The organism is Nocardioides hankookensis (genome assembly GCF_042658885.1).
Classification (GTDB): Bacteria; Actinomycetota; Actinomycetes; order Propionibacteriales; family Nocardioidaceae; genus Nocardioides; species Nocardioides hankookensis.
In genome coordinates this window covers 227,227-240,958 of record NZ_JBHSRJ010000005.1, presented here as the reverse complement: position 1 = coordinate 240,958, position 13,732 = coordinate 227,227, and the positions used below count along the sequence as shown (strand labels likewise).

The 13,732-nt window shown below is 72.5% G+C and carries 13 protein-coding genes; 6 read left to right on the top strand and 7 right to left on the bottom strand.

The annotated features are described in order from the left end of the window. Positions 1-107: 107 nt before the first annotated feature. From ACFPYL_RS15645 to ACFPYL_RS15625, 5 genes are all read right to left on the bottom strand, one after another. Positions 108-1,724, bottom strand: a complete 1,617-nt coding sequence (locus ACFPYL_RS15645; protein ID WP_379156097.1) for an AMP-binding protein — start codon at positions 1,722-1,724, stop codon at positions 108-110. A 29-nt stretch (positions 1,725-1,753) separates the two neighbouring features. Next, complete coding sequence (locus ACFPYL_RS15640; RefSeq protein WP_379156094.1) at positions 1,754-2,311, bottom strand: dihydrofolate reductase family protein; 558 nt, start codon at positions 2,309-2,311, stop codon at positions 1,754-1,756. A gap of 65 nt (positions 2,312-2,376) precedes the next feature. Then, positions 2,377-2,787: an SRPBCC family protein gene (locus ACFPYL_RS15635; RefSeq protein WP_379156092.1), complete on the bottom strand. Its 411-nt coding sequence runs from the start codon at positions 2,785-2,787 to the stop codon at positions 2,377-2,379. A 21-nt stretch (positions 2,788-2,808) separates the two neighbouring features. After that, complete coding sequence (locus ACFPYL_RS15630; protein WP_379156090.1) at positions 2,809-3,954, bottom strand: RDD family protein; 1,146 nt, start codon at positions 3,952-3,954, stop codon at positions 2,809-2,811. Further along, on the bottom strand, positions 3,951-4,907 hold the full coding sequence (locus tag ACFPYL_RS15625; RefSeq protein ID WP_379156087.1) for a hypothetical protein: 957 nt from the start codon (positions 4,905-4,907) through the stop codon (positions 3,951-3,953). Before ACFPYL_RS15625 ends, ACFPYL_RS15630 begins: the two co-directional genes overlap by 4 nt. Positions 4,908-4,946: 39 nt before the next feature. On the opposite strand from ACFPYL_RS15625, the gene ACFPYL_RS15620 reads away from it, so the two are divergent. The 4 genes from ACFPYL_RS15620 to ACFPYL_RS15605 all read left to right on the top strand — a co-directional run bounded on the left by ACFPYL_RS15620 (position 4,947) and on the right by ACFPYL_RS15605 (position 9,992). Further along, positions 4,947-7,214, top strand: a complete 2,268-nt coding sequence (locus ACFPYL_RS15620; protein ID WP_379156085.1) for a helicase-associated domain-containing protein — start codon at positions 4,947-4,949, stop codon at positions 7,212-7,214. A 24-nt stretch (positions 7,215-7,238) separates the two neighbouring features. Continuing rightward, positions 7,239-7,766: a CGNR zinc finger domain-containing protein gene (locus ACFPYL_RS15615; protein ID WP_379156082.1), complete on the top strand. Its 528-nt coding sequence runs from the start codon at positions 7,239-7,241 to the stop codon at positions 7,764-7,766. Between the two features lie 135 nt (positions 7,767-7,901). Next, positions 7,902-8,306 carry a VOC family protein gene (locus tag ACFPYL_RS15610; protein WP_379156079.1) on the top strand — a complete coding sequence of 135 codons (405 nt, stop codon included), beginning with the start codon at positions 7,902-7,904 and terminating at the stop codon, positions 8,304-8,306. Between the two features lie 45 nt (positions 8,307-8,351). Then, the gene (locus ACFPYL_RS15605) at positions 8,352-9,992 is read left to right on the top strand and encodes a DNA repair helicase XPB (protein WP_379156077.1); all 1,641 of its coding nucleotides are present in this window, start codon (positions 8,352-8,354) and stop codon (positions 9,990-9,992) included. 61 nt (positions 9,993-10,053) lie between these two features. On the opposite strand, the gene ACFPYL_RS15600 is transcribed toward ACFPYL_RS15605, so the two are convergent. Together ACFPYL_RS15600 and ACFPYL_RS15595 are read right to left on the bottom strand one after the other, a co-directional pair. After that, a complete protein-coding gene (locus ACFPYL_RS15600) occupies positions 10,054-10,743 on the bottom strand; it encodes a hypothetical protein (protein ID WP_379156075.1) in 690 nt (229 codons plus the stop codon). Positions 10,744-10,795: 52 nt separating this feature from the next. Next, positions 10,796-11,971 (bottom strand): TolB family protein, encoded by a 1,176-nt coding sequence (locus ACFPYL_RS15595; protein WP_379156072.1) that lies wholly within the window; start codon positions 11,969-11,971, stop codon positions 10,796-10,798. Positions 11,972-12,109: 138 nt separating this feature from the next. Here ACFPYL_RS15595 and ACFPYL_RS15590 point away from each other — a divergent pair, with 138 nt between their 5' ends. Both ACFPYL_RS15590 and ACFPYL_RS15585 read left to right on the top strand, forming a co-directional pair. Further along, positions 12,110-13,279: an RtcB family protein gene (locus ACFPYL_RS15590; RefSeq protein ID WP_379156070.1), complete on the top strand. Its 1,170-nt coding sequence runs from the start codon at positions 12,110-12,112 to the stop codon at positions 13,277-13,279. Between the two features lie 54 nt (positions 13,280-13,333). Beyond that, complete coding sequence (locus ACFPYL_RS15585) at positions 13,334-13,729, top strand: hypothetical protein (protein ID WP_379156067.1); 396 nt, start codon at positions 13,334-13,336, stop codon at positions 13,727-13,729. The last annotated feature ends 3 nt before the right edge of the window (positions 13,730-13,732 follow it).

Sequence of the window (13,732 nt, the reverse complement as noted above, 5' to 3'; positions counted from 1 at the left end):
CACGCAGAGCCCGGCCATTTCGGGTGGGGGTTCGTCGTCGAGACCCGTCAGATGGCTGTCAGGAGGCGCTCCGGGCGACCATCTGACGGGTCTCGACAGTCTCGGCGTCAGCCGAGGCCGAGCTGCTGGGCCGACTCCTCACGCATCTGCACCTTGCGGATCTTGCCGGTGACGGTCATCGGGAACTCCTCGACGACGAGGACGTAGCGCGGGATCTTGTAGTGCGCGAGCCTGCCGGTGGCGTACTCACGGACGGCGGCGGCGTCGAGCGGGTCGGCGCCGGAGCGCATCTTGATCCAGGCGCAGAGCTCCTCGCCGTACTTCTCGTCGGGAACGCCGATCACCTGGACGTCCTCGATGTCGGGGTGCTGGTAGAGGAACTCCTCGATCTCGCGGGGGTACACGTTCTCGCCGCCGCGGATGACCATGTCCTTGATCCGGCCGACGATGTTGCAGTAGCCGTCCTCGCGCATCTCGGCGAGGTCGCCGGTGTGCATCCAGCCGTCGGCGTCGATGGCCTCGGCGGTCTTCTCCTCGTCCTCCCAGTAGCCGAGCATCACGGAGTAGCCGCGGGTGCAGAACTCGCCCGGCTGGCCGCGCTCGACGGTCTCGCCGGTCACCGGGTCGACGACCTTGATCTCGACGTGCGGGTGGACCCGCCCGATGGTCGCCGTACGACGTTCGAGGTCGTCGTCGGAACGGGTCTGGCAGGACACCGGCGAGGTCTCGGTCATCCCGTAGGCGATCGAGACCTCGGCCATGTGCATGTCGTTGACGCAGCGCTTCATCACCTCGACCGGGCAGATGGAGCCGGCCATGATCCCGGTGCGCAGCGACGAGAGGTCGTGGTCGGCGAAGGTCGGGTGGTGCTGCATCGCGATGAACATCGTGGGCACGCCGTACACGCCCGTGCAGCGCTCCTCGGCGACCGCGCGCAGGGTGATCTCCGGGTCGAAGCCGGGCGCGGGGATCACCATCGTGGTGCCGTGGGAGGTGCAGCCGAGGTTGGCCATCACCATGCCGAAGCAGTGGTAGAAGGGCACCGGGATGCAGAGCCGGTCGTCGGGTCCGAGGTCGATCAGCTCGGTCGTGAAGTCGCCGTTGTTGAGGATGTTGCGGTGGCTCAGCGTCGCGCCCTTGGGGCGGCCGGTGGTGCCCGACGTGTACTGGATGTTGATCGGGTCGGTCGGCGCGAGGGTCGCCATCCGCTCGGCCAGCACACCGTCGGGCAGCTGTTCGCCGCTCGCCACCAGCGCGGCCCAGTCATCCGTGTCGAGGTAGACGGTGCGGCCGAGGGTCGGGCACTCCCCCGCGGTCGCCTCGACCATCTCGCGGTACTCGCTGGTCTTGAAGCGCGTCGCCGCGACGAGCAGCTTCATGCCGGACTGGTTGACGGCGTACGCGAACTCGTGGGTGCGGTACGCCGGGTTGACGTTGACCAGCACCAGCCCGGCCTTCGCCGCGGCGTACTGGGTGAGGGTCCACTCGGCGCAGTTCGGCGCCCAGATCCCGACCCGGTCGCCCTTCTCCAGCCCGGCCGCCATCAACCCGCGCGCGACGGCGTTCACGTCCCGGTCGAGCTCCGCCCAGGTCCACCGACGGCCACTCGCGAACTCGACGAGCGCCTCGCCGTCGGGACGCGCCGCGACCGTGCGCTCCAGGTTGGCGCCGATGGTCTCCTCGAGCAGCGGCGGGTCGGTCTCACCCTGGGCGTAGGACTCCATGCTCCGAACCTACGCCGAGCGACGTTGGTTCATCGTTGCGTGCGGAGCACCTGGTACTGCACGCCGTTCGTGTACGTCGTGGAGTCGACGAGCGTGAGCCTGACCTTGTCCTCGGCGTCGGTCGGGAACGGCCCGCGGCCGCTGCCGAGGACGACGGGGAAGACCATCAGCCGCATCTCGTCGACGAGGCCGGCCTTCAGCAGGTTCTGGGTGAGCAGCATGCTGCCCTGCACGAAGATCGGGCCGCCGTCGGTCTCCTTCAGGGCCCGGACGTCGTCGAGCGACGAGAGCACCGAGGTGTTGTACCACTGCGGGTCGGTGACGGTGCTGGAGAGGACGTACTTCGGCATCGCGTTCCAGCCGGCGAAGTAGTCCATGGTCGGCCAGACCTCGGCGAAGGCGTCGTACGAGCGCCCGCCCATCAGGAAGGCCGTCGCCTCCTCCTGCTCCTGGCCCTTGCGTGCGTACTGCGCCGGGTCGGGCTCGACGTCCATCGTCCAGCCGCTGTGGGCGTATCCGGGCTCGCCGCCGGGAGCCTCGGCGACGCCGTCGAGGGAGACGAAGTGGGTGGTGATCAGGCTGCGCATGGGGGTCCTCTCGATGGGTTCTCACCCACACCACGAACGGATGGGCGCCGCTACGACAGGTCCGGTCAGGATTTCTGCTCGGCCATCCCGACGAGCGCAGCGAGGGCCTTGGGGGTGTCGCCGGTGACCATCGGCCCGATGTCGTCGGCACCCGGTCCCTCCACCACGGTGCTGACGGTGACCTCCGCGCCTCCGTCCGAAGCCGCGACGACGTGGTCGATGCTGATCACCAGGTCGCCGATGGTGAGCCGGTCCAGGAAGCGGGCCCCCGGCTCGACGACCTCGAGCGTGAACGGCGCCTCGATGCCGCCCGCCAGCCCCATCGTCCCGGCGGCGCCCTCGGCGAAGTGACCCTCCAGCGCCACCCGCTCGATCGACGGGTCCCAGACGTGCCAGGTGCCGATGTCGCTCCAGAGGGCCCAGACGTCGGCCGCGGACGCCGTGGTGGTGACGGTGCGCTCGTACTCGAAGGTCATGCAGCGCAATCTAGCGCCGGTTCAGCCCTCGCGCGCGACGGTCATCTCGCGGTCGCCGAACCGGACGTGGTCGCCGTCGACGAGCGTCGCGGCCTTGCCGGCCGGGAGCCCGCGCGGGACCCCCTGGCGGACCAGGAACGAGCCGTTGGTCGAGCCGCGGTCCATGACGACCAGCGCACCGTCGGCCGCGACCTGGACCTGGGCATGCGTCTTGGAGAGGGACATGTCGGTGGACGGCAGCGCGACCAGGTGGCGCACCTGCTCGTCGGCGCGGGCCTCGGGTCGCCGACCGACCAGGGTGAGGCCCTCGACCCGGAAGGACTCGCCGGTGTCGAAGCTGACCCGCCAGGACGTGGGTACGGCGCGCGCCGCGTGCGCACCGCCGGCCGGCTCGGCGTCGGGACGCGGTTCGGGCACCAGGGGGTAGCCGAGCTGCTGACGCGCGGCGGGGACGGGCTCCGGCTCGGGAACCGGCTCGGGAACCGGCTGCGGTGCCGGTTCGGGGACCGGCGGGGCAACGGTCGCGACGGCGGCGTGCTTCGGGCTCGGCGGGGCAGCCGGCGGCGGTCCGTCGGGCGCGGGTGCGGCCGGCCGCGGCGTGCGAGCCGTGGCGCTGACCTGCTCGGGAGGAGGCGCGGGGACGAGCCGGAGGGCGGTCAGGTTCACCACGTGGCGGGGGCCGACGTCGGGCTCCTCCACCTCCTCGGGCGTGGGCCGCACGTCCACGACGACGGAGTGCGTGACGTGGTCGTGCCAGCCGCGGCGGCGGCCGTCGGCGTCCATCACGGCCGTCCACGCCAGGGTCGCGATACCGAGCCCCAGGGTCGGCAGCGCGGCGACACCCAGGATCAGCTGGCGCAGCAGCGCGGAGCGCACGCCGATCGGCGTACCGCTGCCCTCGTGCACGACCCGGATCGCGGAGACCGCCATGCCGGGCGAGCTGCCGGTGAGGCCGAGGACGACCGCGAACACCGCACCGACGAGGAGCACGACGCCGAGGATGGCCGCGACCCCGGCCCACACGTCGCCGGGCTCGATGAGCAGCTGGACGATGACGACCGCCGCGGCGGCGTCGATGCCCCACGCGACGGCGCGGTCGATCGCGAACGCGTAGAACCGTCGGTCGAGGTCGGCGACCGTGGCGAGCGGGGTGGTCTCTCCGCTCACGCGTCGATGACCTCGATGCTCACGCCGTCACCCAGGTCGACGACGGCGCCGGGGACGAGCTGGACGGTGACGCCGGGCCGCAGGTCCTCGGGCGGCAGGCCGGGCTGGACGACGACCGATCCGTTGGTCGAGCCGAGGTCGGTGGCGACCGCGCAGCCGTGGTCGGCACCGGAGCCGGGCCGGACCTCCAGGTGGGTCGAGGAGACCTCCTGGTGCGGGCTCTCCACCGCAACCAGGCGCGGCTCGCCCTCGGTGACGATGCGGCTCGCCTCGGGAGCCCGGCCGACCAGGACGGAGCGGTCGACGTCGACGGTGTCGCCGTCGGGCAGCAGCAGGCGGGCGACCGGACGGGCGGTCACCGGCGGAGCGGGCGGCTGGCCGGGGATCCCGGGCTCGCGCGGGGCGACGAGGTCGACGGGCACGGTCTCCGGGGCGCGGGTGAGCCCGTCGTGGTCGGCGACGTCCTCGGGCTCGACCTCGACGAAGGGCTCGGCCTCCTCGACCGCGGGCGGGTGCTCGGCGCTGGCGAGCCGGACCAGGCCACCGTCGAGGACCCCGTCCAGCGCCTCGGCGGGCTCGGCCTCGTCCGCGACCTCGATCCGGACGCGGGTCACCCCGCGGACGCTGCGTTCGACCCAGGTGGTCGCGTCGTCGCCCTCGACGTGCACGACCTCGGCACCGGTGGCCAGGTGCACCCGGGCGGCGCCGCGGATCACGACCTTGGTCTCGGAGTCGTCGTCGCTGACCAGCACGAAACCGGGCAGCTCGCGCAGGCCGGCCGAGATCAGCGCGTCCAGCGTCTCGTCGAAGCCGGCGCCGTCGTCGACCAGCTCCCAGAGCCGGGCCACACGGTCCTTCTCCGACGGCGGCAGCACGACGGTCGCGCTCGGCCCGAAGATGCCGAACCACTCACCACCGCGGAACGACCAGGCGGGTCCACCGCCGGCGCTCACGACCGGACCCCCTGGGCGTGGACCGGTAGCGTGGGAGGGATGTCCACGACGGCGTACCGCACGCTCGCCGACCAGCTCCGCGGCTGGCCGGTCGAACGGCTGTCCCGTCTGCTGCACCTGCGCCCCGATCTCGCCACTCCAGCCCCTCACGACTCCGGCCAGCTCGCCTCGCGGGCGGCCACCCGGTCCTCTGTCCTACGCGCGCTCGACCAGCTGAACCGCTGCGAGCTCTGTGTGCTTGATGCCCTTGTCGTCGTGGGTCAAACCAGCGCCGACGAGCTGGTGGACGTCGTGCACGCCGAACCCGCGTCGGTGCGCGCGGCGCTGGAGTCGCTGCTCGACCTGGCCCTCGCCTGGGAGAGCCCGCAGGGGATCCGGCCGCTCACGACCGTCGCCGAGGCTCTCGCGCCGGGTACGCCGGGAGTGAGCGGGCTGCGCCCGGTGTCCGCGGACCCGCTGACCGCAGCCGAGGTCGCGGAGCGGCTCGAGGCCATCTCCCCCCAGGCCCGGGCGCTCCTCGACCACGTCCTCGAGGCGGGCGGCACCGCCACCACCGGCACGTCGCGGCACACGGTGCTGCCCGAGGACGCGAGCACCCCGGCCGAGGAGCTGCTGGCCCGCCGCCTGCTGGTCCCGCGCCCGGGCACCAGTGTCGTGCTTCCCGGCGAGGTGGGGCTCGCGCTGCGCGGCGGGCACACGACGTCGTACGCCGTCGACGAGCCGCCCGAGCTGGCGACCTCCGAGCGCGGCCAGGACCTGGTCGACCGCGCCGCCGCCGGTGCGGCGTTCGAGGCCGTGCACCAGGTGGAGCTGATGCTCGACGCATGGAGCACCCGGCCACCGGGGGCGCTGCGCAGCGGCGGGCTCGGCGTCCGCGACCTGCGCGCGCTGGCGATCGAGCTGCACGCCACCGAGCCGGTGGCGGCACTGCTCGTCGAGGTGGCCTCGGCCGCCGGCCTGCTGTCCACCGCCGCCGGTCCCGACGGCTCGCCGCGGTGGATCCCGACCGACGCCTTCGACGCCTGGACCGCGCGGCCGACCGCCGAGCGGTGGCTGACCCTGGTCGGCGCCTGGCTCGAGAGCCCCCGGCTGCCCGGTCTCGTCGGCTCGCGGGACCCCGCCGGGAAGACGTGGAACGCCCTCGCCCCCGAGCTCTCCGGGGTGCACCAGGTCGAGACCCGACAGCTCTCGCTCGGGGTGCTCGAGGAGCTCGCGCCCGGCACCGTGCTGGCCACCGGCACCGGCGTCCCGTCGCTGCGCTCACAGGTCGAGTGGCTGCGTCCCCGTCGCCCGCGGACCCGCGCCGACCAGGTCGTGTGGGCGGTCGAGGAGGCCACCGCGCTCGGCGTCGCGGCGCTCGGCGGGCTGGCGTCGTACGGCCGGCTCCTGATCGGTGGCGAGCACGACCAGGCGTCCGCCGGCCTCGCCGCACTGCTGCCCACACCGGTCGAGCACGTGCTGCTCCAGGCCGACCTGACCGCGGTCGCGCCCGGTCCGCTCGAGTCGCAGCTGGCTCGTCAGCTCCAGCTGGTCGCGGACGTCGAGTCGCGCGGCGGGGCCACGGTCTACCGCTTCACGCCCGGGTCCGTACGCCGCGCGCTCGACACCGGTTGGTCCGCGGTGGAGCTGCACGAGTTCATCGCGTCGGTCTCGCGGACCCCGGTGCCCCAGCCGCTCACCTACCTGGTCGACGACACCGCCCGGACGTTCGGCTCGGTGCGGGTCGGTCACGCCGAGGCGTTCCTGCGCGCCGACGACGAGGCGGCGCTGGTCGAGCTGCTGCACCACCCCAAGGCCGCCACGCTCGGCCTGCGCCGCCTGGCCCCCACGGTCGTCATCAGCACGACGCCGATCGACGTGCTGCTCCCCCGGTTGCGCGACCTCGGCATCGCACCCGTCGTGGAGTCACCCGACGGCAGCGTGCACGTCGCGCGGGCCGACGTGCTGCGCGCGCGGACGCCGAAGGAGTCGCGGGGCCGCGCCCAGCGCTCCGCCCGCGAGACCGCCCTCGCGAGCCAGGTGGTCAGCGCCATCCGCGCCGGCGACCGGGCCGAGTCCACGCGGCCAGCGGTGCCGACGGACCGGCTGACCCCGACCGGATCGATGGCCGCGCTGCGCGAGGCGATCGAGACCGGGACCACCGTCGTCATCGGCTACGTCGACAACCAGGGCGCCAGCACCGACCGGGTCGTCGACCCCGTGTCGCTCGACGGCGGCAGCCTCACGGCCCACGACCACCGCAGCGACGACGTCCGCACCTTCGCCGTGCACCGGATCACCACGGTGCGGCCGTTGCCGGCCCCGTGAGGCACCCCTCCGTAAGATTGAATCGTGGACTTCATCCGGTACGCCGAGGCAGCGGCCTCGCTCCTGAACGCCGACCTCAGCGAGGTCGACGGGCTGGTGGCGTACCTGGACGGGCGCCCGGGTCTCCAGGAGCGCGCGATCGATCGCGACTGCATGCTGCTGCGCAAGCTCCAGCGTGAGCTGCGCCCGATCTTCGACGCCGGTGAGGCCGGCGACATCACCGCGGTCGTGAGCGGGCTCAACGGGCTGCTCACCCGGCACCCGATGACGCCGCAGATCTCCGACCACGACGCGTCCAACCTGCACCTGCACGTCGGCACCGGGTCGGGCAGCGTGGCTGAGCAGGTGGTCGGGGAGTCGCTGCTCGGGCTGGCCACGCTGGTCTGCGACCTCGGCGCCGACCGGCTGGGCGTGTGCTCCTCGGCGCAGTGCTCCAACGCGTTCGTGGACGCCTCGCCCAACCGCTCGCGGCGCTACTGCTCCGAGCGCTGCTCGTCGCGCGCCAACGTCGCGGCGTACCGGGCACGGCGCAAGGCCGCGATCGAGGCGTAGCGGCGCCCCCGCCGGCCACGTGGGTGAGTTTCATCGGCCGACCGATGAAACTCCTGCTTGGACGACAAAGCTTCATCGTCCAAGCGTGAGTTCTGTCGGCCGACCGACGAAACCCTCGAGGCGTAGCGTCACCCCATGCGCGGACGCATCACGCACGACCCGAACCCGGACCGCAAGGCCCGCAAGGACTACTGGGGCGTCGTCCTCGACTCGCGCACGCCACGCGAGCTCGGCCGCTTCTACGCATCGCTCCTCGAGTGGGAGATCGCGAACGACGACGAGGACTGGGTGACCCTGCGGGCGCCGGACGGCATCGCCTACATCGCGTTCCACCTCAACGAGCAGCACGTGCGCCCGGTCTGGCCGTCGGCCGCCGACCTCCAGCAGCAACAGCTGCACCTCGACTTCGAGGTGGATGACCTCGCCACCGCCGTCGAGCACGCGATCGAGCTCGGGGCGACGCAGGCGGAGTTCCAGCCGCAGGAGACCGTGCGGGTGATGCTCGACCCCGACGGGCACCCCTTCTGCCTCTACAGCTGAGCGCCTCGACGGCTGCGCACTTCGCCCGGTCCGTAGGCTTGTCCGGTGAATGACGGCCCCCTCATCGTCCAGTCGGACAAGACGCTGCTGCTCGAGATCGACCACGAGCGCGCCGCCGACTGCCGCAAGGCGATCGCGCCGTTCGCCGAGCTGGAGCGCTCCCCCGAGCACGTCCACACCTACCGGCTGACGCCGCTCGGGCTCTGGAACGCCCGCGCCGCGGGCCACGACGCCGAGCAGGTCGTCGACACGCTGCTCGAGTTCAGCCGGTACGCCGTGCCGCACGCGCTGCTCGTTGACGTCGCGGAGACGATGGCCCGCTACGGACGGTTGCGGCTGGAGAAGAACCCGATCCACGGGCTGGTCATGGTCTCCAACGACCGCCCGGTGCTCGAGGAGGTGCTGCGCGCCAAGAAGGTCGCCGGGATGCTCGGCGAGCGGATCGACGACGACACGGTCGCGGTGCACCCCTCCGAGCGCGGCAACCTCAAGCAGGCGCTGCTCAAGCTGGGCTGGCCGGCCGAGGACTTCGCGGGCTACGTCGACGGCGAGGCGCACCCTATCTTTCTCGACGAGACCGAGTGGCACCTGCGCAACTACCAGCGCGAGGCGGCGGAGTCCTTCTGGCACGGCGGCTCCGGCGTCGTGGTCCTCCCCTGCGGCGCCGGCAAGACGCTGGTCGGCGCGGCCGCGATGGCCGAGGCCAAGGCGACCACGCTGATCCTGGTCACCAACACCGTCTCCGCGCGGCAGTGGAAGGACGAGCTGGTCCGGCGTACGACGCTCACCGAGGACGAGATCGGCGAGTACTCCGGCTCGGTCAAGGAGGTCCGACCGGTCACCATCGCGACGTACCAGGTGCTGACGACCAAGCGGAAGGGCGTCTACTCCCACCTCGAGCTGCTCGATGCCCGCGACTGGGGCCTGATCGTCTACGACGAGGTGCACCTGCTCCCCGCCCCGATCTTCCGGATGACCGCCAACCTCCAGGCACGGCGCCGGCTCGGCCTCACCGCGACGCTGGTGCGCGAGGACGGCCGCGAGGGCGACGTCTTCTCGCTGATCGGCCCCAAGAGGTACGACGCCCCGTGGAAGGACATCGAGTCGCAGGGCTGGATCGCGCCGGCCGACTGCGTCGAGGTGCGGGTGACGCTGCCGTCGTCGGAGCGGCTGACCTACGCGACCGCCGAGCCCGAGGAGCGCTACCGGCTGGCGTCCTGCACCCACCACAAGATCGACGTCGTGCGGTCGCTGGTCGAGTCGCACCCGGGCCAGCCCACGCTGGTGATCGGGCAGTACATCGAGCAGCTCGACGAGCTCGCCGCGGCGCTGGACGCCCCGGTCATCAAGGGCGAGACGCCGGTGAAGGAGAGGCAGCGGCTCTTCGACGCCTTCCGCTCCGGTGAGGTCGGGCTGCTGGTCGTCTCGAAGGTCGCGAACTTCTCGATCGACCTGCCGTCGGCCGAGGTCGCCATCCAGGTCTCCGGCTCCTACGGCTCACGCCAGGAGGAGGCACAGCGCCTCGGCCGCCTGCTGCGGCCCAAGACCGAGGGCAAGACCGCGCACTTCTACACGATCGTCTCCCGCGACACCGTCGACGCCGAGTTCGCCCAGAACCGGCAACGCTTCCTCGCCGAGCAGGGCTACGCCTACCGGATCGTGGACGCGGAGGACGTCGGGGCCTGACCGACGCGCGGCCGGTGACACACCAGGCACCTGTTTCCGCACGAAAGCGGTGCGTGGTGTGTCAGCCGACGTCGAGGATGGTGTTCTCGAGCCAGGGACTCCGCGGATCGCCGTCGACCGGCAGGCAGCGCACCACGATCCCGGTCTGCACGTCGAGCGCCACGGCGTAGTGGTCCGGGTAGTCGTAGCCCGGCGGGTGGTAGGCCTCCGCGGGGTCCTCGACCTCGCAGAGCCGACCGGCATCGCTCCAGATCAGCTCGCAGCAGGTGCCGCCGCAGCGCGGGTCGTAGCCCGGCAGCGCGCGCACGGACGCCCGCCACGCGAGGCGGCCGCCGACGGTGTCGACCCGCAGGTCGTCGACGGCCACGTGGTGGCTCAGCTCGACCGGGTCCAGTGCGGCCACCCAGCGGTAGTTGACCCACATCGGGTCGTCGTACTCGATCGCCCAGTCGTCCGGTCGGGCGGCGACGAGACCGTCGGGCCGGTACGTCGGCGCGACGTCCTGCGGGACCCGCACCTCGGGCGGCACGAAGTCGGGGTCGCTCGAGAGGTAGCCGCGCCCGGCCCCCGGCTGCTGGTGCACCCGGTGGACCTCGCCATCGGCCTGGCGCACCACGAGCTCACCCGGTCGTCGCACCCACGCCTCCACGCCGTCCTCGACCAGTGTCGCCCGGTGCCGGACGTGCAGGGTCGTCCAGCGCCAGGGCGAGCTGCGCGCCAGGGCCTGGAAGTCATCGACGGTCGGGGTCACGCAAGGCAGTGACGCACGGCGGAAACCCCTGGCGCAACGAGATTGCGACCCGTCAGCCGGTCGTCGGCCGCCGGCGACGGGTCACCAACGCCGCAAGCAGGGCGACCACGAGGCCGACGACCAGGGCGACGCCGATCCGGAAGGCCGGCGGCCAGGGGCCGTGGTCGGGCGAGCCGGCGGGGCGCACCTGGAGGTCGGCGATCAGGCCGGAGGCGAGCTGGAGGCGGCCGACGCCGTAGCTGCCGAGGTCGCGGATCGCGGTCAGCGGGCGGCTGCCCCCGTCGAGCCCGTACGCCGTGATCGTGGCGTCGTCGGAGCCGGAGGACTCGAGCACGGCGACCTCGCGGCTGCCCGTCCACCCGAGGATGCCGTCGAGGTCCGGGCGGGCCAGTGTGAGCGGTGCGCCCGCCCCTCCCGGTTCGACGAAGGACAGCTCCGACGGCCCGGCCAGCGCCAGCAGGCTGCCGTCGGGCGACCAGGCGTCGGGACCGGCGAGCCGGCCGACGGCGTCCACCCGGCGTACGGCGCCGGACGACAGGTCGACCACCGCCAGGCCACCGGACCCGGAGCTGCGTTGCATCGCCAGCTCGTCGCCGTCCGGCGAGAACGCCGCCACCGACACGTCGATCCCACCCGGCACCGGCGACGTCTCCCCCGACGCCAGGTCGAGGACCACGAGGTCGCCCACGACCGGCCCACCGGCGTACGGGTTCGTCGCGGTGCCGTCCGACACGTACGCGACCCGGCTGCCGTCGGGCGCCCACGCCACGGGGATCACGCTGCGTGCCTCGGGCAGGTCGTACGACGTGAGGTCACCGGAGCCGAGGTCGACGATCCCGAGGTCCGCGGCGCGGGAGTCGTGGTCACCGAGAGCGACGTGGAGCCCGTCGGGCGAGAGCAGCATCGGCCCCGGGTCGCCCTGGGTCTCCGCGCCACCCCTGCTCTCGGCGGCACCGAGCCGGCGGTAGACGTCGTCGTCGGCAGCCAGCACCACGGCCTGCGGGGCGTCCAGGAGCTCCACCCCGAAGCCGTGCTGGTAGAGCGCCACCGCGCGGCCCGGCGGGGCGGCCGAGACGTCCGCCATCAGGTGGGAGTAGCCCGCGAGCCGGTCCGGCACGGCGACGGCGCCCGACCCGTGCCGGGCCTCGGCACCTCCCGCGAGCGGCACCAGCACGAGCGCAGCGGCGGACGCCCCCAGCACCAGGGCCAGCCGTCCCGCGCGCGCCATCCCACGACGGTAGCGAGCGGCGCGCCGACGCACACCCGAAATGCGATGTGCAACCCCATTCGGCGTACCTAGCCTGACGCGTCGCCGACCGACCGGTCGGCGAGAAGAGCGCAAGGAAGGACCGAGCAGGAGAAGACGATGGAGCAGATCACCACGAGGCTCATGAGCTGGGCCTCGATCCTCGAGCAGGGCACCCGCGAGCAGGCGATGACGGCGTCGACGATGCCGTTCATCTTCCCGCACCTCGCGCTGATGCCCGACGCCCACCTGGGACTGGGTGCGACCGTCGGGTCGGTCATCCCGACCCTCGGCGCGATCATGCCGGCCGCGGTCGGCGTCGACATCGGCTGCGGCATGATCGCCGTGCGCACCCAGTACGCCGCCGACGAGCTGCCGGCCGACCGCCGACCGCTCCGCGAGGCCATCGAGCGGGCCGTCCCGCTCTCGGCCGGCGCCAGCAACCGGAAGGTCAGCCGCGAGCACACCCGCGAGCGCCTCGAGCAGCTGACGCAGCTGGCCGAGCAGACCGGTTTCGACCCTGCGGCGTACGCCAAGCGGTGGGAGCTCCAGCTGGGCACCCTGGGATCGGGCAATCACTTCATCGAGGTCACGGTCGACGAGCTCCAGCGCGTCTGGCTCTTCCTGCACTCCGGGTCGCGCGGGGTCGGCAACCGGATCGCTCAGCACCACATCCGGGTCGCCCGCGACCTCTGCGAGAGGTGGTGGGTGCCGCTGCCCGACCGCGACCTCGCCTACCTGGCGGAGGGCACCGACGAGTTCGACGCCTACATCGGCCAGATGCGGTGGGCGCAGACCTACGCGCTGCTCAACCGCGAGGAGATGATGGACCGCGTCGTCCGTCAGTTCTCCGAGTGGGTCGACGGCCCGGTGGAGCGGCAGGAGGAGATCAACTGCCACCACAACTACACCGAGCAGGAGCGCCACTTCGGCAAGGACGTGTGGCTCTCGCGCAAGGGCGCCATCAACGCCGAGGCGGGTCGTCCCGGGCTGATCCCCGGGTCGATGGGCACGGCGTCGTACGTCGTCTCCGGCAAGGGCAACGCGGTGGCACTCAACTCGGCGCCGCACGGTGCCGGCCGCGAGTACTCGCGGTCGCGGGCGCGGCGGACGTTCACCCGTGACCAGCTGCGGGAGGCGATGGTCGGGATCGAATACCGCGACACCGACGCGTTCATCGACGAGATCCCGGCGGCGTACAAGGACATCGACCAGGTGATGGCGGACGCCGCCGACCTGGTCGAGGTCCGGCACACGCTGCGCCAGATCGTGAACGTGAAGGGCGACTGATCCGTCGGTCCCGGGCATTCCCACCGGGGTCGGCTGCACGCCATGCTGGGTCTCGTGACGCAGCAGCAGCCGGCCCCGGCACCGACCGGATGGATCCGGATGACGGTCCAGGGCAGCGTGATGACCAGCAACATGATCTCGCCGAAGGTCAGGCTCAACGGGTACCCGGTGGCGTCCCACTACGGCGAGAACGTCTTCCCGGTGCCGCCGGGCGCCTGGCACATCGACGTCGAGTGCATCTGGGTCCGCACCTACGGCCGCGCCGCGCTCGACGTCGACGTGGTCGAGGGGCAGACCGTCGACACGTTCTACGCGCCGCCGTACCACCAGTTCTCCGGCGGTCGCCTCGGCCTGGAGCGCCAGAAGCGGGCCGGCCCCGGGATCTTCGTCGCGATCCTCGCGGTGGCGCTCGCCGTCATCGTCATCGGCATCGTGGCGTCGCTCCTCTGACGC

What these genes read in the sequence shown, in the direction of transcription:
- ACFPYL_RS15595 (WP_379156072.1), bottom strand. Translation starts at nt 11,971, where the DNA reads ATGGCGCGCGCGGGACGGCTGGCCCTGGTGCTGGGGGCGTCCGCCGCT.
- ACFPYL_RS15610 (WP_379156079.1), top strand. Translation starts at nt 7,902, where the DNA reads ATGCGCGGACGCATCACGCACGACCCGAACCCGGACCGCAAGGCCCGC.
- ACFPYL_RS15645 (WP_379156097.1), bottom strand. Translation starts at nt 1,724, where the DNA reads ATGGAGTCCTACGCCCAGGGTGAGACCGACCCGCCGCTGCTCGAGGAG.
- ACFPYL_RS15640 (WP_379156094.1), bottom strand. Translation starts at nt 2,311, where the DNA reads ATGCGCAGCCTGATCACCACCCACTTCGTCTCCCTCGACGGCGTCGCC.
- ACFPYL_RS15635 (WP_379156092.1), bottom strand. Translation starts at nt 2,787, where the DNA reads ATGACCTTCGAGTACGAGCGCACCGTCACCACCACGGCGTCCGCGGCC.
- ACFPYL_RS15590 (WP_379156070.1), top strand. Translation starts at nt 12,110, where the DNA reads ATGGAGCAGATCACCACGAGGCTCATGAGCTGGGCCTCGATCCTCGAG.
- ACFPYL_RS15620 (WP_379156085.1), top strand. Translation starts at nt 4,947, where the DNA reads ATGTCCACGACGGCGTACCGCACGCTCGCCGACCAGCTCCGCGGCTGG.